A 20,984-nucleotide genomic window follows, 5' to 3' on the forward strand; every position below is an offset into this window, starting at 1 on the left:
CCGGGCGTCAAGGACCGGAACGAGGCAGGCAGCGCCTCAGTGCCGTCCCGCCACCCGGTCCGCCGCCCGCGCCAGTCGCGACGACCCCGTCGCGTGGCGTTCCGTCTCCCGTCGGTCCGCCGCTCGGTAGGTCGCGTACATGCCCTGCACGCCGAGCCACCGGAACGGCTCCGGTTCCCACCGCCGCACCTTGTGCCCGACCCACGGCAGATCGGTCAGTTCGGTCCGCCCGCCCTCCCCGGCGTCCTGCCGGACCAGGTCCCGCAGGGTCCGCGCCGCCAGGTTCGCCGTGGCCACGCCCGAGCCGACGTAGCCGCCCGCCCAGCCGAGTCCCGTGGCCCGGTCCAGCGTGACCGTCGCGCACCAGTCGCGGGGCACACCCAGCACACCCGACCAGGCGTGTTCGATGCGCACCCCGGCCAGCGCCGGGAAGAAGTCGACCAGGATCTCCCGCAGCGCCCGCACGGTCGCCGCCTGCGTCCGCCCGTCGTTGTCCGTGCGCGAGCCGAAGCGGTACGGCACCCCGCGGCCGCCGAGCGCGATCCGGCCGTCGGCCGTGCGCTGCGCGTACATATAGGCGTGCGCCATGTCGCCGAGCGCCTCGCGCCCCGCCCACCCCACGGCCGCCCACTGCTCCTCGGTCAGCGGCTCGGTGGCGATCATCGAGGAGTTCATGGGCAGCCAGGTCCGCTTCTCGCCCTTCAGCGCGGCCGTGAACCCCTCCGTGCAGCGCAGCAGGTAGCGCGCCCGCACGATCCCGTACGGCGTCACGGCGCGCCCCGGGAGGATCTCGGTCACCGGCGTCGACTCGTACACCTCGACCCCCAGCGCCTCGACCGCCGCCGCCAGCCCCTTCACCAGCTTCACCGGATGCACCCGCGCCCCGTGCGGGGTCCAGCTCGACCCCACGGCCCCCGCGACCCGCACCCGCTCGGCGGTCTCCCGGGCGCCGTACAGCTCACGGTCGTCCTCCCCGTACGACAGCTCGTGCGCGTGGAAGTCCTTCAGCCGGGCCAGCTGCGCCGGCGTCCGGGCCACCTCCAGCACACCGCCCCGGTGGACGTCCGCGTCGAAGCCCTCCGCCGCCACCGCCCGGACGATTTCGTCCACCGTCTCGTTCATCGCCCGCTGGAGGCGTACGGCGGCCTCCCGCCCGTGCAGCTTCGCGTAGCGGTCGCGGCCCGCGATGCCGTTGTAGAGCCAGCCCCCGTTGCGCCCGGAGGCGCCGTATCCGCAGAACCGCTGCTCCAGGACGACGATCCGCAGCGCGGGATCCGCCTGCTTCAGGTAGTACGCCGTCCACAGCCCCGTGTACCCGCCGCCGACGATCACCACGTCGGCGGACGCGTCACCGCCCAGCGGCTCCCGCACCGCGGGCAGACCGTCGTCCGCGTACCAGAAGGAGACCCCGCCGTTCACGAAACCGTTCATGGACGGACGGTAACCCGCTCTCCGACCAGGGGACAGCAGCCCAGCCCGATGAGCACGGCGACGAAGTGCCCGAAGTCGGTGAAGGTCGGCCCGACCGCCAGCGGGACGGTGTAGACGGCGAGGACGACCGCGAGATACGCATACCGCCAGGGCGGACGGACCCGGTAGAAAAGCACCGCGACCACCCCGGCCAGCGCGTAACTCACGCCCACGTCCAGGGTGTTGACGGAGGACTTCGGCGCAAGCCCGTCGTGGACGGCCCGCGCCAGCGCGCCCTCGCTGATCAGCGTCGCCAGCACATGCGCGGCCGCGCAGACCGCCAGCCACCGCGCGGTCCCCAGCCAGCGCTCGACCTGGGCGTGGAAGACGGAGTACAGCGCCACGTACGGCAGCCAGTGGCCGCCGTCGATCCACATCGCGCTCGCTACCAGCACCCGCACCGGATGCCGGGAGAGCTCATGGATGTTGGTGGACCGCTGCCGCAGGAACTCCTGTTCGAACTCCGGTGACATGTGGTGCAGGGCGACCGTGGTCAAGAACAGGATCGTCAGCCACACATAGGTGCCGGGCGCGCTGCGGACGTACGCCCACACCGCCCGCCGGACCCCGGAAACTCCCCTGAGCCGTCTCACGCAGCCCAGTATCGTCCGGGAGATCAAGGACGGCCGCCGGAGGCGGAGCGACCGGAGATCGCCCGCCTCCCGCGCACCCCCTGAAGCCGTCAGCCGCCGATGGCCTCCTCCCGCTTGCCCTCGACGTGCCACCACTTCGTGACGATGGAGATCACCGGCTCTGCTCCCTCAGCTCCTGGGCGTGCTCGCGCAGCTTCTGCCGTTCGTCGATCGGCACATAGGAGAAGCGGGGGCACAGCGTGTACCCCGGCTTGGCCGGGTTCGGGGTCCGCATCAGGGCGACGGCGCTGCGTTTCAGCTCGAACATGGTGTGGACGGCGAGCGGCAGCGCGGGCTTGGCCACCTCGACGCCGTCGCCGAGCCCGCCCCGGACCTTCGGCCGCCCCGAGAAGGCCAGGTAGAGGTCGTCGACCAGCGCCGAGTACGACAGGTCGAACTCGATCAGCGCCCTGTCCTCGGCGTCGCCCGCGCTGTCGCCGTTGCGCGGAACGTGCAGCGCCGGGTGGACGGCGTCGTAGTCGACGAGCAGCAACGCGCCCTCGGGCTCGGCGGCGGCCTTCTGGGTGCTGCGGAAGCGGCGCCCGGTCTGGAGCTCACGGAAGCGGGCGTAGTGGGAGTACATCTCCCAGCCGTTGATGAGCTTGTCCTTGTCGGTGACCGTCTTGGCCTTCTCCCCCAGCCGCTTCTCGGGCAGCCCCTCGCCCTCGTCGACGATCTTCTGGATCGCCGCCACCGCCGACGCGCGGTCCGTCACCTCGACGACCGAGCCGGCGCCCCCGTAGTACTGGTCGGCCGGCACCTGGTCGCCGTGCTCGAAGGCGTGGTCGTCCTCGCAGATCCTCGGGTCCTCCAGCGCCTTCTTGATCGCTTCGTAGAACTCGCCGATGGTCCGGTAGCTGCACTCGCCGACGTCGATCGCCTGCAGGCTGGCCGCGCCGTGCAGCGGGTGCTCGATCTTGACGAAGCTCGCGACGGCCTGCGGGGTGAGCGGCAGCAGGTCCAGCGTCCCGATCTTCGAGATCAGCGGACTCACGAGCGGGTAGCCGGGGATCGGGCTGAGGTTCTTGCGCTTCTGGAACTCGACGGGGTCGATGCTCGGCGTCTCCCCGATGGCGTTGAGGACGTTGGCCGCGAGGGTCATGTGGAGCATCTCCTCCATGACCACGCTGCGGATCGTCTGCGCCGCGTCGGTGTTGGCGTCCTCCTTGATGGAGTAGAGCGCGGTGAGATAGACCGGGATGGTGCTGAGCTCCAGACCGATGGCCAATTGGAGGGCGGCCTGCAGGTCCTTGAGGTTGTCGATCGCTTTCGGTCGGCTCACTTGTGCTTCACCTTCTTCAGCTCCTCGGCGATCCGGTCGCCCGTGCGGATGGCCAGCGCGGTCATGGTGAGCGTCGGGTTGGACGTGCCGAGCGTCGGCATGCTGCCGCAGCCGACGATGTAGAGGTTCGACAGGTCGTGGCTGCGCTGGTCGCGGTCGACGACGGACTTCGCCGGGTCGACGCCCATCCGGTGCGTGCCCACGACATGCCCGGCGCCGCGCACCCAGTAGGTCTCGCCGGCGTACTCCACCGCCATGGCGTCGCTCGGGTCGTAGTGCGTGTAGTCGCCGGGCTCGTAGTCGGGACGCCTGGCATGGTTGGCGATGCCCAGCTGCGCGAACAGCTGCCTGCTCGCGTCCGCCGCCCAGGGCAGCGCGGCCTTCACATAGTCCGAGAGGTCGTAGTGGATGACCGGACGGTGCTGCCCCAGCGGGCCCTTGTAACGGTCGTCCACGGTGACGCGGTTGGTCGCCTCGGGGTCCTGCTCCAGCTCCCAGGCGATCCGGAACTGGCGGGGCAGGATCTCGCCGAGCTTCGCGCGCAGTTTCGTGCCGTAGAGCAGCACGTCCCCGTCCTTGCCGCCGCCGACCAGGTCGTGGACGGTGTCGTACGGGGCGTTCTCCGGGAAGTTCCAGCCCCAGTTGCCGATCTCGACCCGGAAGGCGGTGCGCTCCTTGCGGAAGTCGCCGTCCCGGAAGGCGGGGATGCCGGAGGTGGACCCGGGCCCCCGGTAGGCGCCGACGCTGTCCCTGAACATGCCCCAGGTGAGCAGCAGCGGATGGTCCATCAGGTTCCTGCCGACCTGGCCGCTGTTGTTGGCGGCCTTGGAGCCGAGCAGCAGGGTGGCGTTCTCGATGGCGTTGGCGGCCAGGACGTAGACGTCGGCGGTCACCTTCCTCTCGACCGGCGGGCTGCCGTCCTCGAAGTACGTCTTGTAGGTGAGGCCGGTGACCGTCCCCTGTCCGCCCTTCGCCTGGTTGTGCTCGACCCGCACGACGACGGACTGGCTGCGCACGACGACCCGCGCCCTGGCCGGCTTCCCGCTCTCCGCGGGCCGGTCGGGGTGGTTGACGATCAGTTCGTACAGGGTCTTGAGCGCGCTGTACTTGGCCTGGGCCGGGCAGATCGGGATGCAGCTGGAGTTGCCCTCGCACCGGGTTCCCTGGTCGACGTTCCCGACGGCGCCGACGACCTGGTACGCCTTGCCGGCCTTCGGCTTCGCGGGCGTGGAGTTACGGGCCACGGGGGTGTTGCTGATCTTGATCGGGAAGGAGTGGAACGTGCCGCTGTCGTCGCTCAGCTCGACCGTCAGGCCGGCGCACATCTTGGCCAGGTAGTCGTCGAGGTAGCTGGACGGGATGCGCTCCATCGGGAAGTGGTAGACGCCGTCCGGGAACTTCGCGGTGTTCGCGCTCTTGAAGTACTCCTCGGGCTTGCCGCCGATCCCGGGGTAGTGCTGGTCCGCCACGTTCGCCGAGACGCCGATGATGTTCCACTCGGCCCGCTCGTAGTACGGCTTCAGTTCGTCGTACGTCATCGGCCAGTCGACCGCGCGGCCGTACTTCGAGCGCAGCCTGAAGTCGTTGGGGAGCATCCGCAGGCAGGTGCCGAGCCAGTGCAGGGTGGTGCCGCCGAGCGAGCGGGCGTAGTCGCTGCCGAAGGGCAGCGGGCCCTGCTGGACGAACCATCCCTTGTCGCTGGGCGTGTGGGCGATGTCCAGCACGTCCGGCTGCGGCGCCGAAGCGCTCGCGGGATAGGGGGCGTTGGGCACCTTGATCAGCGCCTCGTGGTACGCCTCCACATAGGTGTCGTACTTGTCGGCGCTCATGGCCGTGGCCCGGCCGGCCTCCAGGATGAGGATGCGGGGGTGCCTGGGCGGCTGCTGGGCCGCGGCCTGTTCGATGACCGTCTTGGCGACGGTCGCCGCGGAGATGCCGCCGCCGACGAGCACGATGTCGTAGTCGGGTGTCCCGGCTGCTGTGGGGGTGTCGCTCATGACGTCTTCCTCGGGCTCAGGAGATCAGGGTCGGGGGCTCGGCCCAGGAGCCGAAGCCCGGCGGCTTGGCGCCCATCGGGTGGGTGCCGGCCGCGGCCCAGACCAGTCCCTCGCGGTAGCCCTGGGCGGAGACGACGTGCTCGACGTCGTCCGCGGTCGAGCCGTTCTCGTCCCGGTAGTCACCGGCGAGCGGGTACCAACTGCCCAGGTACCAGAGCTTGATCAGGCTGACGACGACCGGCGCGAAGCGCTTGTCGTCGATCACGTTGGCCTCGACGGAGTCGTGGTTGCCGTGCCTCTCGTCCTCCTCGAGGGCCTCGGCCGCGTACCGGAACAGCTGTCCCGCCTCGCGCTCGCCGATGATCCGCAGCAGCGTGTCGTAGTACGTGTCGATCATTCCGGTGCCGGCCAGCTCCACCCGGTCGAAGCCGGTGAGGACGGCGGACAGGTCGGTGAAGATCTGTTTCGGGGTGGAACGTGTGGAGATGCCGTCGGACATACGGGTGCTCCAGGTCAGGAGGGGACGATGGTGCGGTTGAGCGGGCTGAGGTCCAGCGGGCGGCTGACGTCCGGCTCGAAGTCGTAGGCCCACTCCGCATCGGCCCGGGTGTCGGCCGGGTCACCTCCGCCCTCCAGCACCGCGATGTCCGGATCGATGGCCGTTTGTTTCAGGTCGATTGCCATAACACCCCCATTCACCTAAAAGGGGCATACGTAACCATGACGACTCGCATGCCTTCCGCATATGCGGAGAGCATGAAGGGGTTCCTACGTGCACAGATGTGCAGCAACGTGAGATTTGCGTATGCCAAAGGCATTCACCCCGCCGGAGCAGGGACATACACGGCAAACCCGTCGTACGGGTGGGATCCGGGGAACACCCGCCCGGACACGACACCACCCGTCGCACAGACGAGCGACGGGCGGGACGGGGTGGGGCCCCTCAGGACACCGAGGCGTGGAGTCCGTCCGGGCGCCGTCCGGCGCCAGGACCTGTCCTAGTCGTCGGCATCGCGGCGACGACGGTACCCGGCCCTCTGCGCCGACCAGGCCCGGACGGTATCCGCGAACCAGTACGGCTTGCCGGCCTCCACCCGGTCTGGAGGCGGAAGCAGGCCGTGCTTGCGGTAGGCACGCACCGTGTCGGCCTGCACACCGAGATGCGCCGCGATCTCCTTGTACGACCAGAGCTGCACGTCGATCGCCGGAAGGGAAGCCGGAAGCGGGACTACGACCGCGGACGTGCCGGGCTGTGCCCCAAGAGCCTCGCGAAGTCCGGCTTCGACGTCCAGGAGGTCGCCGAGGCGCTCCACGGCGACCTCGTGCCGGGACTGAAGCAGGATCTCGCACAGGCCGGCCTCGGCGTCCAGGACACCGGCGAGTCCCTCGACCAGAGCGCGCCGATGGTCGTCCAGCCGCCGCTCCACGGCCTCGTCGCCGGAACTCTCGCCGGAATTCGGCTCCGGCCGCGGGGTCACTGCTGCGCCTCCGCATTCTTGAGGTAGGCGGCTGCGGCGCGGCGGGCCTTTATCAGGTTGGCACGGACCGTGTCCGACGGCAGACCGAGTTCGTCGGCGATGTCGCCGGGCTTGTAGCCGGCCAGCGTCCAGGCCAGGACCTGGCGCTGCCGGGCCGGCAGGCTGCGCAGCACGGGCAGCATGTCGTACCTCCCCTCCCATTCCGTGATGGCATCCGGGCAGGCCAGCAACGACGTCGGTTCGGGAACCCGTTCGACCAGGTCCTCTCTGACCGCGGCGACCATACGGACCAGCGCGCGCGAGGCGACCTTGTGGACCCATGGGCGCGGTCTGTGGAGCTCGGTCCAGCTGCGGTACGCCTTGATCATCGTGTCCTGAGCGATGTCCGCGGCGACATGCAGTTCGGCGCCCTGATGAATCAGGAAGGCGACCAGTTGACGGATGGCGCTTCGGTAGAACGCGGAGAACTCCTCGTCAACCTCGGAGCGGTCTCCACAGCGTTCCCCGAGGCGTTCTCCGAACGAACCGCTGCGCGCGGCGGGACGGACGACCGGGCGCTCCGCTCCGTCCGTCGGATCCTGGTGGCTCACGCGGCGGAGTCCAGCCGGCGGTCCGGAGCACAGGTCACCCTCATCCGGACATGACATCCGTCCCCGTACCTGTCGTCGAACTCCACCAGCCCGCCTCGACCGTTCGCGGCCACCGTCTCGGCGACGCCGAGGAGGCACTGCCGATGCGCCCGCTCGCGCCGTGCGCGCCAGCGCAGGCGCAACCACAGACTCAGCAGGGCGCACGTCTTCGCGGCGATGGCGGCGGTGATCGAGACGATGGTGACAGCAGTCGTGGCCGTGTCCATGGCCGTCCCCTCCTCGTACGGTGGCGACCTCGGAAGGCCGCCCGTCACCAGGTAAGAGCCCGAACGGTCCGTGATCGTGAACTCGCAGGCCGAATTCCGAGTTCACCGCGCCGCACTGCCGTCAAGAACTACGTCGCCGCCCCCACGGTCCAAGACCGTGGGGGCGTCGACGTCGGTGGATCACAGGGCCCCCTGTCGGATTCGAACCGACGACCTTCGCTTTACAAGAGCGGTGCTCTACCAGCTGAGCTAAGGAGGCATGCGCGCGCGTGGTTCACGTACGTGCCCGTGCAGTGTACCCAGGTCACCGGAGCGCCCTGTCGAAAATTTCCGCGAAGTTCACATGCCTCCAGGTACTGACAGATCCGGCGAACGCGAGGTAGCGTCCTGAGCCAGTTCACTCGTGTGGACTACACCACCACCTTCCTACAACGGATCGTCCGGCACGTTCCTGCCGGTAGAAGGGGGCCTTCGAGCCATGGCCACTGTCACTTTCGACAAGGCGACCCGGGTCTACCCGGGTTCCACCAAGCCCGCCGTCGACGCACTCGACATCGAGATCGCGGACGGCGAGTTCCTCGTCCTGGTCGGTCCGTCCGGCTGCGGCAAGTCCACCTCGCTCCGGATGCTCGCGGGGCTCGAGGACGTCAACGGCGGTGCGATCCGCATCGGTGACCGTGACGTCACGCACCTGCCGCCGAAGGACCGGGACATCGCCATGGTGTTCCAGAACTACGCGCTCTACCCGCACATGACGGTCGCCGACAACATGGGCTTCGCGCTCAAGATCGCCGGCGTCAACAAGGCGGAGATCCGGCAGAAGGTCGAGGAGGCCGCGAAGATCCTCGACCTCACCGAGTACCTCGACCGCAAGCCGAAGGCCCTCTCGGGTGGTCAGCGCCAGCGTGTCGCGATGGGCCGCGCCATCGTGCGTGAGCCGCAGGTCTTCCTCATGGACGAGCCGCTGTCCAACCTGGACGCCAAGCTCCGTGTGTCGACCCGTACGCAGATCGCCTCGCTGCAGCGCCGTCTCGGCATCACCACCGTGTACGTGACCCACGACCAGGTCGAGGCCCTGACCATGGGCGACCGGGTGGCGGTCCTCAAGGACGGTCTGCTCCAGCAGGTCGACACCCCGCGCAACATGTACGACCGGCCCGCCAACCTCTTCGTGGCCGGCTTCATCGGCTCCCCGGCGATGAACCTCGTCGAGGTGCCGATCGCCGACGGCGGCGTGAAGTTCGGCAACACGGTGGTGCCGGTGCAGCGTGACGCGCTCTCCGCCGCCACCGACAAGACGGTCACCGTCGGTGTCCGCCCCGAGCACTTCGACGTGGCCACCGAGGAGGAGAAGGGCCTCGCGGTCGTCGTGAACGTGGTCGAGGAGCTCGGCTCCGACGCCTTCGTCTACGGCACCGCCCAGGTCGGCAGCGAGACGAAGGACCTCGTGGTCCGCGTCGGCGGCCGTGACGTCCCGGAGAAGGGCAGCACGCTGCACGTCGTCCCGCGCGCGGGCGAGACCCACGTGTTCTCGACGTCGACGGGCGAGCGCCTCTCCGACTGACGTCGCCGCTGACGACGTCAGCGACGCAGGATTAAACCCGGGTAATTCACCCAGGTTGACGAAAAGGGCCCCGCAGCCTGCTGCGAGGCCCTTTTCTATGCCCGCAGAATCCCCACACAGTGGACATTTCCACAGGCACCCGTCAACCCCTTACCCAAAAGGGAGCACGCCTTCATCCCCCGTCCGGGTGACTAAATGTCGCCAAATCATTACTGCACGCTACCCTCTCACGCGTGAAGCACTCCGCGAACCACTCCACCACCCAGCGCACGCGCCGCGGCCAGGGCGGCCCAGCCCGCCGGATCGGCCGCTCGCTCGCCCTCGTCCTGCCCGTCGTCATGGTGCTCTCCGGGACCCTCGCGGTCACCCGGGTCAACTGGTCGGGGGACCCCTCGGATTCGGTGCTCACCGCCTCCGACGTCTCCGCCGCGCACCAGTCCTCGCACAGCGCCGCCAAGGCCCCGCAGGACGTACTGCGCGACCAGCTGCTGACCGAGCTCCAGGAGAAGGACCCGGGCGTCGCCCTGACCCACCTCCAGGCCGCGGTCAACGGCAAGCCGTCGCTGGCCAGGCACTGCTCCTCCATCGCCCGCGCCCTCGGCCGCGCGGCGGTCCGCGCGTACGGCCCCTCCCGCGCCCAGTCCTACTCCCGCCCCGTCTGCGACACCGCCTTCGCCTCCGGCGTCCTGGCGGCCCAGGGCTGAGCAACCCGGTCCCCCACGGCCCACACGGCCCACACAGCCCACGCGGCCCATGCGGCCCCCTCCCCGGGGGGCCGCTCACCGGGTCGACCGCGCAGCGGGACGGCCGCCCACCAGGGCAGCAGACCGTCGGGACGGGCCGGCCGTCGGGCGGTCGGCCCGTCCGGGATCCCCGCGCCGGGGGACCCGCGCGGCCCGGAAGCCGTGCCACGTACAGTGCGGGCATGACCGATCCGCGTGCCGCGTCCCGCCCCACTCAAGCCGTCATCCTGGCCGGTGGCCAGGGGTCACGGCTGCGTCCGTACACCGACGACCGGCCCAAGCCGATGGTCGAGATCCCCGGCACGGGAACGCCGATCATCGGCCATCAGCTCGGCTGGCTCGCCGAGGAGGGCGTCACCGACGTCGTCGTCTCCTGCGGTCATCTCGCCGAGGTCCTGCAGGACTGGCTGAAGTCGGCCGAGCTGCCCCTCGAGGTCACCACCGTCGTGGAGACCGAGCCCCTGGGCCGCGGCGGCGGCCTGAAGTACGCCGCCGCCCATCTGCCCCACCCCGACCGGCCCTGGTACGCCACCAACGGCGACATCTGGACCCGCTTCTCGCTGCGCGAGATGGCCGACTTCCACACCGAGCGCGACGCCATAGCGACCCTCGCGCTGGCCCGTCCGCGCATTCCGTGGGGGGCCGTGCAGACCGACGGGTTCGGTCACATCACGGACTTCATCGAGGCCCCGCCCACCACCTACGAGATCAACGCGGGCGTCTACGTCTTCTCGCCCGAGTTCGCGGGGCTGCTGCCCGCCCGCGGCGACCACGAGCGGACGACGTTCCCGCATCTGGCCCGTGAGCTGCGGCTGGCCGGCTATCCGCTCCCGCAGGGGGCGTACTGGCGCGCCATCGACACCGCGAAGGACCTCACCGAGGCCGCGAAGGAGCTGGCGGCCCTGGGCCGCTGACGACCCCACGACACGACGGACGGGGGTGCCGCGCGCTCGTCCGCGCGCGGCACCCCCGTCCGTCTGCTCAGAGACGCGCTGCGCCCTACCCGAGCAACCCGCCCACCAACCCCGGACGGCCCGAGGACGACGATCCGCCGCCGTCCGAACCGCTCGTCGAGCCGCCGCCACCGGAGCTGCTCGTCGAGCCGCCCGACGTGGGGCCGGAGCTGGTCGCCGGGGCCTCCTCCACCGGGGCGGACTGCTCGGGCGGGGCCTGGCCCGCGGTGCCCTGGGTCTGGCTGGGCGCGCCGGCGTCCTCCGTCTCGGCGGAGTCCCGCTCCTCGGCGGGCTCGCTGTCCGCGCCGGCCGTCGGGGCCGCCGAGGTGGCGCCCTGGGTCGGCGAGGTGGCGGTGTCCGGCTTCCGGGACGCCGTGTGCGTGCCGGACTTCTCCGGGAGCGGCGAGCCGGGCAGTTCGTTGCGCGGGGGCTCGCCCGGGCCGGGCACGACCACCCGGTCCGCGTCGCGCACGGCGCCGCCGAGCAGCGAGCCGACCAGCAGCGTCAGACCGACGACGATCGCGGTGACGAGCGCACCGCGACGCAGGACGTAACGGCGCAGCTCCCACAGGTCGGAGCGCGGTCCGAGTCGGCGCCAGGCGCCGGCGGCGAGACGGCCGTCGACCGAGTAGACGGGGGCGCCGGCGATGATCAGCGGCGACCAGGCGGCGAGGTAGATGATGTCGGGGGTGTCGTAGACCGGGACGGTCTTCCAGCTGACGGTGACGATGAGCGCGGCCGAGAGCCCGGCGCCGACCACCGCGGCGACCCGCTGCCAGCAGCCCAGCACCGTGAGCACGCCGACGACGACCTGGAGGAAGGCGATGACGAGGCCGGAGCCGACGGGGTGGTGCAGGGCGAACTGGCGCAGCGGCTCGGCGACTTCCCACGGGTGCAAAGTGTTCAGCCACTTCACCATGGAGCCGCGCTTGCCGCCGTCGAAGTAGACGGGGTCGCACAGCTTGCCCATGCCGGCGTAGATGGAGATGAAGCCGAGGAAGATGCGCAGCGGGAGCAGGACCACGCCGAGGTTCATCCGGCGGCCCGGATAGTAGGCGTGCCGGGCGGGGTCCTCGGCGTGCCGGCGGCTGCGCGGGGCTTCGTCCGCACCGCCGTGCGGACCGCCGTCCGCCTCGCCGAAGTCCTCGAACCGGGCGTCGTCGTAGGCGGGTTCGTCGTAGGCGCTGCCGACGGTGCGCATGTTCGGCAGCAGGCGGTTCTCGCCGGCGGCGGGGGCGCGCTGCGCGCCGACGATGGGGGTTTCGAGGGTCTGCGCGGCGAGGTCGCCGTCGTAACCCCGGTCGTCGACGTCGACGCGGGGGATGACCTGGGTGGCTCCGGCGTCGGCCGCGGGCGGTTCGCCGTGGCCGACGCTGCCTGCCCGCACGGCCTGCAGCAGCCGGTGGGCGCCGGTGTCGTCCGGGGCGGACTTGCCGCTCCAGACGACGGCCCGCCGACGGCCCCCCGGAGCGGCGCCTGCTGCGCCCGCTCTGCCCGCCGCCCCGACGACGGGGATGCGCGTGGTGTCATCGATGGCGCTCGCGTGCCGGGCGATCCGCGGGGATTGGTTACGCCGCGCCGACACGTTCAACTGCACGCGGAAGCTCGCGTGACTGACGATGATCTGCGCCGGATCGCTCGGCACCTTCACCATGCTCAGCGCGGGAGCGTCATCGAATCCGGATCCGGCATCGAATCCCGACGAGCGGCCCCCCGTGGGTGTGCGGGGTGTTCTGGTGTCCACACTCATCTAACCGAGTGACGTGTGTTTAGGACACTGCTTTGACCCGCCAGATCTGTCCGGACTCCGTCAAGGTTGCACTACCCGCCCGGATTAACCCATTCGGGCGAACTTCCGCACACCCGTTCAGGCTGTTCAGACCCCGAGCCGAGCCGCCGACCGGCCTCAGACCCGCCGTCGAGCCGCCTCGTACAACACGATCCCCGCCGCCACACCGGCGTTGAGCGACTCCGCCCCGCCCGGCATCGGGATCCGCACCCGGTGGTCGCAGGTCTCGCCCACCAGTCGGGACAGGCCCTTGCCCTCGCTGCCCACGACGATGACCACCGGGCCGTCCAGCGCCGCCAGTTCGCCGACCTCGGACTCGCCGTCGGCGGCCAGGCCGACGACCACGATGCCGGCCTTCTTGTAGGCCTCCAGGGCCCGGGTCAGGTTGGTCGCGCGGGCGACCGGGGTGCGGGCGGCCGTACCGGCGGACGTCTTCCACGCGCCGGCCGTCATACCGGCCGCACGACGCTCGGGGACGACGACGCCGTGGCCGCCGAACGCGGAGACGGAGCGGACGACGGCGCCCAGGTTGCGCGGGTCCGTCACACCGTCGAGGGCCACGATCAGCGGGTCCTCGCCGTTGTCGTAGGCCGCCGACGCCAGGTCCTCGGGGTGCGCGTACTCGTACGGCGGGACCTGAAGGACCAGGCCCTGGTGGTTGAGGCCGTTGGTCATCCGGTCCAGCTCGGGACGCGGGGCCTCCATGAGGTGGATGCCGCCGCGCTCACCGGCGAGCTGGAGCGCCTCGCGCACCCGCTCGTCGTTGTCGATGAACTGCTGGACGTAGAGCATCGTCGCGGGGACGCCGCCGCGCAGCGCCTCGACGACCGGGTTACGGCCGACGACCATCTCGGACGTGCCCTTGCCGCCCCGCCCCCGCTGCACGGGCCGGCGCACGGCCTGCTTCGCCTTGGCGCCCGCGATGCGGTTCTTCTTGTGACCCTTGCGCATCTCGGCGGGCGGGGTCGGTCCCTTGCCCTCCAGGCCTCGGCGCCGCTGGCCGCCACTGCCGACCTGCGCGCCCTTCTTGCCGGACATGCGGCGGTTGTTGGCTGCCATGAGTGACTCGTCTCCGTGAGCTTCGTACGTACGTGTGTGGTGCAGTCGTCTGCCGTCGTCTGCTGTCGTCTTATGCAGTGTGCCGCCCGGACGGCCGGGCGGCACAGTCGATCAAGGTCGGGACTAACGCGGACCCAGCGTCCAGCGCGGGCCCTGCGGGCCGTCCTCGATGGTCAGGCCGGACTGGGTGAGCTGGTCGCGGATGGCGTCCGCGGTCGCCCAGTCCTTGCGCCCGCGGGCCGACTCGCGCTGGTCGAGAACGAGCCGTACGAGGCTGTCGACCACGCCGTGCAGGTCCTCGCCCCGGCTCTCCTCGCCGGCCCAGTGCGCGTCGAGCGGGTCCAGACCGAGGACGCCGAGCATGGCACGGACCTCGGCGAGCCGGGCCACGGCGGCTTCCTTGTCGTCGGCGGCGAGGGCCGAGTTCCCCTGCCGGACCGTCGTGTGCACGATGGCCAGGGCCTGCGGGACGCCCAGGTCGTCGTCCATCGCCTCGGCGAAGGCCGGCGGCACCTCGGCGGCCGGCTCGACGACTCCCCCGGCCTTCTCGACGACGCGCTGCACGAAGCCCTCGATCCGCGCGAACGCCGACTCGGCCTCGCGCAGCGACTCCTCGCTGTACTCGATCATCGAGCGGTAGTGCGGGGTGCCCAGGTAGTAGCGGAGCACGATCGGGCGCCACTGCTTGACCATCTCGGAGACCAGGACGGAGTTCCCGAGGGACTTCGACATCTTCTCGCCGCTCATGGTGACCCAGGCGTTGTGCACCCAGTACCGCGCGAACTCGTCGCCGTAGGCCTTGGCCTGGGCGATCTCGTTCTCGTGGTGCGGGAAGATCAGGTCGAGGCCGCCGCCGTGGATGTCGAAGGCGGAGCCCAGGTACTTGTGCGCCATCGCCGAGCACTCCAGGTGCCAGCCGGGACGCCCACGGCCCCACGGCGTCTCCCAGTCGGGCTCGCCCGGCTTGGTCGCCTTCCACATCGCGAAGTCACGCGGGTCGCGCTTGCCGGTGATGCCCTCCTCGGGCGGCTGGCGCAGGTCGTCCAGGTCCTGGTTGGACAGTTCGAGATAGCCCGGGAAGGAGCGCACGTCGAAGTAGACGCTGCCGTCGGCCTCGTAGGCGTGACCGCGCTCGATCAGACCGCGCATCATCTCGATCATCTCGGGGACATGCCCGGTGGCGCGCGGCTCGTAGGTCGGCGGGAGGCAACCGAGGGCCTGGTAGCCGTCGTTGAACGCCCGCTCGTTGTCGTAGCCGATGGACCACCAGGGGCGGCCCTGGTCGTGCGACTTGGCGATGATCTTGTCGTCGATGTCGGTGACGTTGCGGATGAACGTGACGTCGTAGCCCCGGTAGGCGAACCAGCGGCGCATGATGTCGAAGTTCAGCCCCGACCGGATGTGCCCGATGTGCGGGGCCGCCTGCACGGTGGCGCCACAGAGGTAGATCGAGACACAACCCGGCAGAAGCGGGGCGAAGTCACGGATCTGCCGGGCACTGGTGTCGTACAGGCGAATAGTCACCACTCCAGGGTAGTGGGCGTCGGACAGTGCCCCGAGCCCCTTCCCCGCACGGCCACACATTCGTGACATGCCCCCGTACGGGCATGACGGGGCGGGGCGGAGGCATGGGTCGCACGGGTGGAGCACCCGGGTTCAGCCGGTGCGGGCCACCAACGCCGTGGCGATCGCCATCAGTCCCTCGTCCCGGCCCGGGAAACCCAGCCCGTCCGTCGTCGCGCCCGAGACCGACACCGGGGCGCCCGCCGCGTCCGACAGGATCCGCTGCGCCTCGTCGCGTCGCTTGCCGATCTTGGGGCGGGGGCCGACGACCTGCACGGCGATGTTGCCGATGACGAAGCCGGCCGCGCGGACGATCCGGGCCGCCTCCGTGAGCAGCGTGACGCCCGACGCGCCGGACCACTCGGGGCGCCCGGTGCCGAAGTGCTGTCCCAGGTCACCGAGTCCGGCGGCGGAGAAGAGCGCGTTGCAGGCGGCGTGCGCGACGACGTCCGCGTCGGAGTGCCCGGCCAGGCCGGGGCCCTGCCCTTCCCACTTCAGGCCCGCGCACCACAGCTCGCGGCCCTCCTCGAAGGCGTGGATGTCGGTGCCGATGCCGACCTGGGGAAGCACCGGCCTTGCCGGAGGACTCTCCGGAGCGTCAGAAGCCATCGTTGAGCCTCCTGCGCGCCAGGACCGCCTCCGCGAGGACCAGGTCGAGGGGGCGGGTGACCTTGAAGGCCTCCTCGTGACCGGGGACCACGACGACCGTCAGGCCGAGCTGCTCCACCATGCTGGCGTCGTCGGTGACGTTGTCCGTGACCGTCTCGTGGGCGCGGATCAGCGTGGCCCGGTCGAAGCCCTGCGGGGTCTGCACGGCACGCAGCCGGGCCCGCTCGGGGGTGGCCACGACCGGCTCGGGGTCGCCGGCGGTCGCGGCCGGTTCGACCTCCTTGACGGTGTCCGCGAGCGGCAGCGCCGGGACGACGGCCGGGGCGCCGTCGCGGACGGCCTCGATGACGGCGTCCACCGTGTCCACGGGGACCAGCGGCCGGGCGGCGTCGTGCACCAGCACGATGTCGTGGCCGGGCGGCAGCGCGTCCAGGCCCAGCTTCACGGACTCCTGGCGGGTGTCGCCGCCGGGGACGACCAGGAAGTCGGTGCGGTCGGGCAGCGCGTGCGCGTCCAGCAGCGACTTCACCTCGGCCGTGCCGTCCGGCGGGGCCACGACGACCACCAGGGATACGGCGCGGGAGGCCGCGAGGGCGCGCACCGCGTGGATCAGCATGGGCGTGCCGCTCAGCGCGCGGAGCGCTTTGGGGGCGCCCGGACCGAGGCGGACACCCCGGCCGGCGGCCGGAATCACCGCGGCCGTGCGGGCGGACGCCGGGGAAGGACGTGAATCGTCAGACATCGGTTCCTGTCAGGTTTGTGTGCTCGGCCTACGTGGGTATGGCCTGGGAAGTGCCGGGCGCGACGCCTTGACCGGACCCTTCCGTGACGCACCGGTCGAGGCAGCAGCCCGGGCCCGGCACAGCAGTACAGGGACCAGTATCGCCAGTATCGGGGGAGCACCTTCGCCGCAGCAGGGCGCACGGCGGTAAGCGAACACGAACATGCCGCAGCGCCCGGCGACGGGAAATACGTCATCGGGCACCGCGGCATTTCAGTGTTCTTCAGTGTGCTGAGGCCGGTCTCGGGCCGACTTCAGGACGCGAGAACCTCGTCGAGCAGGGCTTCTGCCTTGTCCTCGTTGGTGTTCTCCGCGAGAGCGAGCTCGCTCACCAGGATCTGGCGGGCCTTGGCGAGCATGCGCTTCTCACCGGCGGAGAGTCCGCGCTCGCGCTCACGACGCCACAGGTCACGCACGACTTCCGCGACCTTGATGACATCGCCGGAGGCGAGCTTCTCCAGATTTGCCTTGTAGCGACGCGACCAGTTCGTGGGCTCCTCGGCGTACGGCGCGCGCAGCACCTCGAAGACCCGGTCCAGCCCGTCCTGACCGACCACATCACGCACGCCGACGAACTCCGCATTGTCCGCTGGCACACGTACCGTCAGGTCGCCCTGGGCGACCTTCAGCACCAAGTAGGTCTTGTCCACGCCTTTGATCTGGCGAGTTTCGATGGCCTCGATCAGCGCGGCCCCGTGATGGGGATAGACCACGGTGTCGCCAACCTTGAACGTCATGTGACAGGTACCCCTTCCGTGGCTATCCAGGGTAACACGGAAACTGCGGGTTCTGAATGGCGTTTTCGCAGGTCAGGGCATATCTCGGGGCTTGACAACTCTAACAGGAACGTGCTGCGCAGGGCCCACGGAAGCAGGTATCCGCAGGTCGGAGCGGCTCTCCGAGGGGGGTGAAACGCGTACGTTACACACATCCGGAGCCCCGCCCGAACGGCCGAACGTCCACATATGTCCTCTTCCAGGTGTGCGACTTCCGGTACTCCGTTCGGTGCGCCTGGCCGGATACGAGTCGTTTCCGGAATTGATCATCAACTGTTCGACCAGGCCCGTGATCAATTCCGCGGGCGATCTCGTATTCCTTCACGGAAAATCCGTGAGCGGACGTCGAGCGCGCTTATGTGAATGGCGTACCAGAGGGAAGAGGGACGGAAGACGACAGGTGAAGCCGATGTGACTCGTGGGTCACTTGTGGCGGTCGGGGCGGGGGGTGCCGAAGAACGGCCGACACGTCCGTCGGGGCCCGGGATCCCTCAAGAGGCGGGTCGGGTGCGGCGGCGCGGGAACGGCTCGGTAACCTGAGGCCGCTGACAGACCCTTAGAGCGGCTTTATCAACAGAAAAGCCGCCCCGTGCGTTCAAGGAGTTGCCGCCGCCGTGAGCAGCAGCCTTCGACGCGGCGCCTTCGCCGCTTCCGCCATCGCGTTCTCGATCGCCTCGCTCGCCGGCTGCGCGGCCGGCAACGACTCCCAGACCCTGGAGATCAAGCCGGACAACGCCGCCACCAGTGTCGGCGACATCAAGCTGCAGAACGTCCTCGTCATCACCCAGCCCGACATGGAGTCGACCGGGCCGGCCGCGATCTCGGCGACCGTCTTCAACACCGGTGACCACGCCCAGACGCTGGAGTCCATCAGCGTCGACGGCATCGACAGGTCCGCCGAGCTCAAGCCCGCCACGGGCAACGGCAAGCTGACCGTCCCGGCCGGCGGCTCGGTCGTCATCGGCGGCGCGAACAACGCCTCCGCGGTCCTGGAGAGCAGCGGCGAGGCCGTCCAGGACGGCAACGCGCAGAAGGTCACCTTCACCTTCAGCGACACCGGCGAGGTCAGCCTGCGCGCCTTCGTCGTCCCCGCCGAGAGCTACTTCTCCAAGTGGGGTCCGACCGCCGTCCCGACCGCGTCGGAGAGCGCCGCGCAGACGGCCTCGGAATCGCCGTCCGGCGAGGCCTCGGCCTCCGGCTCGGCGACCGAGGGCGGCACCGCCGAGACGGGCACCCCGTCCGACACGTCCTCCCCCAGCTCCACGGACACGGCGGCGGCGGGCCACTGAGCCGCATGACCGCATGACCGTATGCGTGAGGGGCGGCACCCTGCACAGGGTGCCGCCCCTCACGCACGTTCTCCGACCGGTCCGGTCACGGCTTACGGCTTCGGCTTACGGCTTACGGCTTACGGCTTACGGCTCGAACTTGTAGCCCAGGCCGCGGACCGTGACCAGGTAGCGGGGTGCGCCCGGGTCGGGTTCGATCTTGGCGCGGAGGCGCTTGACGTGGACGTCCAGGGTCTTGGTGTCGCCCACGTAGTCGGCGCCCCAGACCCGGTCGATGAGCTGCATGCGGGTCAGGACGCGGCCCGCGTTGCGCAGCAGCATCTCCAGGAGGTCGAACTCCTTGAGGGGGAGGTCGACCTTGGAGCCGGAGACGGTGACGACGTGACGGTCGACGTCCATGCGGACCGGGCCGGCCTCCAGGGCCGCCGGGGTCACCTCCTCCGGCTCGCCGCGGCGGCGCAGGACGGCCCGGATGCGGGCGACCAGCTCGCGGGAGGAGAAGGGCTTGGTGACGTAGTCGTCGGCTCCTATCTCCAGCCCGACGACCTTGTCGATCTCGCTGTCCTTGGCGGTCACCATGATCACGGGAACATTGGAGCGGCCGCGCAGCTGACGGCACACCTCCGTGCCGGGCAGACCCGGCAGCATCAGGTCGAGGAGGACGAGATCGGCGCCGTTGCGCTCGAACTCGTCCAGTCCGTCGGGCCCTGTGGTCGCGACGGCGACCTCGAAGCCCTCCTTGCGGAGCATGTACGACAGGGCGTCGGAGAAGGACTCCTCGTCCTCGACGACGAGCACTCGGGTCACGGGTGGGCCTCCGGGGCGGATAGCGTCTGGTACGCGGTCGGATCGGGGGAAGAGGCGCGGGGCGGTGCCTGGGGTGAGGGGTGAGGAGAGGAGTGGGTGACCGCGTCGATGTCGTCGGCGTCCTCGACGTCGACCTCGTCCGGGTCCGGATGCTGCTGCGCGCGGTCGCGGGCCGGGGCCGCCTCCGGCAGCCGCAGGGTGAACGTGGAGCCCTGGTTCTCGGCGCTCCACACCGTGACCTCCCCGCCGTGCGAGGCGGCCACGTGCTTGACGATCGCCAGCCCGAGGCCGGTGCCTCCCGTCGCGCGGGAGCGGGCCGGGTCGACGCGGTAGAAGCGCTCGAAGATGCGCTCCTTGTCCTTGTCGGAGATGCCGATGCCCTGGTCGGTCACGGCGATCTCGATCAGATCCCCGCCCGGCGCGCCGATCCGGCGTGCGGCTATGCCGACGCGGGTGCGGGCGGGCGAGTAGTTGACGGCGTTCTCGACCAGGTTGCCGAGGGCCGCGGCCAGCTGGCCCCGGTTGCCCCAGACACGCAGGTCGGCGGTGCCGGCGGCGGCCATGGTGATCTGCTTGGTCCCCGCCTGGTGCCGGCAGCGGTCGACGGCCTCGGCGACGAGTTCGTCGATGCCGACCGGTTCGGCGTCCTCGAGGGGATCGTCGTTCTGGACCCTCGACAGGTCGATGAGCTCCTGGACCAGGCTGGTCAGCCGGGTGGCCTCGATCTGCATACGGCCGGCGAACCGCTCCACCGCCTCCGGATCGTCCGAGGCGTCCATGACGGCCTCGGAGAGGAGGGAGAGCGCGCCGACCGGCGTCTTCAGCTCATGGCTGACGTTCGCCACGAAGTCCCGCCGGACCGCCTCGATGCGACGGGCCTCGGTGAGGTCCTCGACCAGGAGCAGCACGAGCCGGGAGCCCAGCGGGGCCACTCTGGCGGACACGGCGAGGGCCTCGCCGCGCCCGGTTCCGCGCCGGGGAAGGTCCAGCTCCACCTGGCGTATCTCGCCGTCCCGCCTGGTGTCCCGGGCCATCTTCAGCATGGGCTCGACGCTGAGCCGGCCGCCGCGCACCAGCCCGAGGGCGTACGCGGCGGAGCTGGCCTTGACGACGGCGTCTGCCTCGTCGAGCACGACGGCGGATGAGCGAAGCACGGACAGGACGGTGTCCACACCCGGCGGAAGCACCGGGTCCGTGTGCAGGGAGGTGCGCGTGGGGCGCTTCTGCTCCCGCTCGCTCCAGCGGAACGCCAGCATGGCGATGACACCGGTGAGCACCCCGGCGATCGCTGCCGCTGCGGCGACCGCCGCGTTCACGTCCATGCACCCAGGTTAGG

At 70.4% G+C, this 20,984-nt stretch carries 21 protein-coding genes and 1 tRNA gene; 4 read left to right on the forward strand and 18 right to left on the reverse strand.

The features are described from left to right. Positions 1-36: 36 nt before the first annotated feature. The 10 genes from ABZ725_RS18240 to ABZ725_RS18285 all read right to left on the reverse strand — a co-directional run bounded on the left by ABZ725_RS18240 (position 37) and on the right by ABZ725_RS18285 (position 7,974). Positions 37-1,431 carry an FAD-dependent oxidoreductase gene (locus tag ABZ725_RS18240; RefSeq protein WP_358803645.1) on the reverse strand — a complete coding sequence of 465 codons (1,395 nt, stop codon included), beginning with the start codon at positions 1,429-1,431 and terminating at the stop codon, positions 37-39. Beyond that, positions 1,428-2,063 carry a rhomboid-like protein gene (locus tag ABZ725_RS18245; protein ID WP_358803646.1) on the reverse strand — a complete coding sequence of 212 codons (636 nt, stop codon included), beginning with the start codon at positions 2,061-2,063 and terminating at the stop codon, positions 1,428-1,430. Before ABZ725_RS18245 ends, ABZ725_RS18240 begins: the two co-directional genes overlap by 4 nt. A 151-nt stretch (positions 2,064-2,214) precedes the next feature. Next, positions 2,215-3,384 (reverse strand): ferritin-like protein, encoded by a 1,170-nt coding sequence (locus ABZ725_RS18250; protein WP_358803647.1) that lies wholly within the window; start codon positions 3,382-3,384, stop codon positions 2,215-2,217. Further along, entirely contained in the window at positions 3,381-5,381 is a 2,001-nt protein-coding gene (locus ABZ725_RS18255) for a GMC family oxidoreductase (protein WP_358803648.1), read from the reverse strand. The genes ABZ725_RS18250 and ABZ725_RS18255 overlap by 4 nt, the downstream gene beginning before the upstream one ends. A 16-nt stretch (positions 5,382-5,397) precedes the next feature. Next, positions 5,398-5,880, reverse strand: coding sequence for a hypothetical protein (locus ABZ725_RS18260; protein WP_351904373.1), 483 nt, complete (start codon positions 5,878-5,880; stop codon positions 5,398-5,400). A gap of 14 nt (positions 5,881-5,894) precedes the next feature. After that, positions 5,895-6,065, reverse strand: coding sequence for a hypothetical protein (locus ABZ725_RS18265; RefSeq protein WP_358803649.1), 171 nt, complete (start codon positions 6,063-6,065; stop codon positions 5,895-5,897). Between the two features lie 314 nt (positions 6,066-6,379). Beyond that, positions 6,380-6,583: a MerR family DNA-binding transcriptional regulator gene (locus ABZ725_RS18270; RefSeq protein WP_358803762.1), complete on the reverse strand. Its 204-nt coding sequence runs from the start codon at positions 6,581-6,583 to the stop codon at positions 6,380-6,382. A 272-nt stretch (positions 6,584-6,855) separates the two neighbouring features. Continuing rightward, on the reverse strand, positions 6,856-7,449 hold the full coding sequence (locus tag ABZ725_RS18275; RefSeq protein WP_358803650.1) for a sigma-70 family RNA polymerase sigma factor: 594 nt from the start codon (positions 7,447-7,449) through the stop codon (positions 6,856-6,858). After that, complete coding sequence (locus tag ABZ725_RS18280) at positions 7,446-7,715, reverse strand: hypothetical protein (protein ID WP_358803651.1); 270 nt, start codon at positions 7,713-7,715, stop codon at positions 7,446-7,448. Before ABZ725_RS18280 ends, ABZ725_RS18275 begins: the two co-directional genes overlap by 4 nt. Positions 7,716-7,901: 186 nt before the next feature. Further along, positions 7,902-7,974: transfer RNA gene (locus ABZ725_RS18285), tRNA-Thr, on the reverse strand. Positions 7,975-8,193: 219 nt separating this feature from the next. On the opposite strand from ABZ725_RS18285, the gene ugpC reads away from it, so the two are divergent. The 3 genes from ugpC (at position 8,194) to ABZ725_RS18300 (ending at position 10,936) form a co-directional block, all read left to right on the forward strand. Beyond that, positions 8,194-9,279 (forward strand): sn-glycerol-3-phosphate ABC transporter ATP-binding protein UgpC, encoded by a 1,086-nt coding sequence (ugpC, locus tag ABZ725_RS18290; protein WP_351904359.1) that lies wholly within the window; start codon positions 8,194-8,196, stop codon positions 9,277-9,279. A 233-nt stretch (positions 9,280-9,512) separates the two neighbouring features. Next, entirely contained in the window at positions 9,513-9,983 is a 471-nt protein-coding gene (locus ABZ725_RS18295) for a hypothetical protein (RefSeq protein WP_351904356.1), read from the forward strand. Between the two features lie 221 nt (positions 9,984-10,204). After that, the gene (locus tag ABZ725_RS18300) at positions 10,205-10,936 is read left to right on the forward strand and encodes a nucleotidyltransferase family protein (RefSeq protein WP_358803652.1); all 732 of its coding nucleotides are present in this window, start codon (positions 10,205-10,207) and stop codon (positions 10,934-10,936) included. An 85-nt stretch (positions 10,937-11,021) separates the two neighbouring features. Here ABZ725_RS18300 and ABZ725_RS18305 read toward each other — a convergent pair whose 3' ends face one another. The 6 genes from ABZ725_RS18305 to ABZ725_RS18330 form a co-directional block, all read right to left on the reverse strand. Then, the gene (locus ABZ725_RS18305) at positions 11,022-12,725 is read right to left on the reverse strand and encodes a DoxX family membrane protein (protein WP_358803653.1); all 1,704 of its coding nucleotides are present in this window, start codon (positions 12,723-12,725) and stop codon (positions 11,022-11,024) included. Between the two features lie 156 nt (positions 12,726-12,881). Beyond that, on the reverse strand, positions 12,882-13,823 hold the full coding sequence (gene rlmB, locus ABZ725_RS18310; protein WP_351911419.1) for a 23S rRNA (guanosine(2251)-2'-O)-methyltransferase RlmB: 942 nt from the start codon (positions 13,821-13,823) through the stop codon (positions 12,882-12,884). 123 nt (positions 13,824-13,946) lie between these two features. Beyond that, on the reverse strand, positions 13,947-15,347 hold the full coding sequence (cysS, locus tag ABZ725_RS18315) for a cysteine--tRNA ligase (protein ID WP_358803654.1): 1,401 nt from the start codon (positions 15,345-15,347) through the stop codon (positions 13,947-13,949). A gap of 132 nt (positions 15,348-15,479) precedes the next feature. Then, entirely contained in the window at positions 15,480-15,995 is a 516-nt protein-coding gene (gene ispF / locus ABZ725_RS18320; protein ID WP_358803655.1) for a 2-C-methyl-D-erythritol 2,4-cyclodiphosphate synthase, read from the reverse strand. Next, a complete protein-coding gene (ispD, locus tag ABZ725_RS18325) occupies positions 15,985-16,737 on the reverse strand; it encodes a 2-C-methyl-D-erythritol 4-phosphate cytidylyltransferase (RefSeq protein ID WP_351911416.1) in 753 nt (250 codons plus the stop codon). Before ispD ends, ispF begins: the two co-directional genes overlap by 11 nt. Positions 16,738-17,030: 293 nt before the next feature. Then, positions 17,031-17,513 (reverse strand): CarD family transcriptional regulator, encoded by a 483-nt coding sequence (locus ABZ725_RS18330; protein WP_003953493.1) that lies wholly within the window; start codon positions 17,511-17,513, stop codon positions 17,031-17,033. Positions 17,514-18,166: 653 nt separating this feature from the next. On the opposite strand from ABZ725_RS18330, the gene ABZ725_RS18335 reads away from it, so the two are divergent. Continuing rightward, positions 18,167-18,841, forward strand: a complete 675-nt coding sequence (locus ABZ725_RS18335; RefSeq protein ID WP_358803656.1) for a DUF461 domain-containing protein — start codon at positions 18,167-18,169, stop codon at positions 18,839-18,841. A gap of 126 nt (positions 18,842-18,967) precedes the next feature. Here ABZ725_RS18335 and ABZ725_RS18340 read toward each other — a convergent pair whose 3' ends face one another. Together ABZ725_RS18340 and ABZ725_RS18345 are read right to left on the reverse strand one after the other, a co-directional pair. Further along, complete coding sequence (locus tag ABZ725_RS18340) at positions 18,968-19,648, reverse strand: response regulator transcription factor (protein WP_015659563.1); 681 nt, start codon at positions 19,646-19,648, stop codon at positions 18,968-18,970. Further along, on the reverse strand, positions 19,645-20,970 hold the full coding sequence (locus tag ABZ725_RS18345; RefSeq protein ID WP_358803657.1) for an ATP-binding protein: 1,326 nt from the start codon (positions 20,968-20,970) through the stop codon (positions 19,645-19,647). The genes ABZ725_RS18340 and ABZ725_RS18345 overlap by 4 nt, the downstream gene beginning before the upstream one ends. Between the last annotated feature and the right edge of the window lie 14 nt (positions 20,971-20,984).

The sequence above is a fragment of the Streptomyces sp. NPDC006872 genome, assembly GCF_040635845.1.
Taxonomy (GTDB): Bacteria; Actinomycetota; Actinomycetes; order Streptomycetales; family Streptomycetaceae; genus Streptomyces.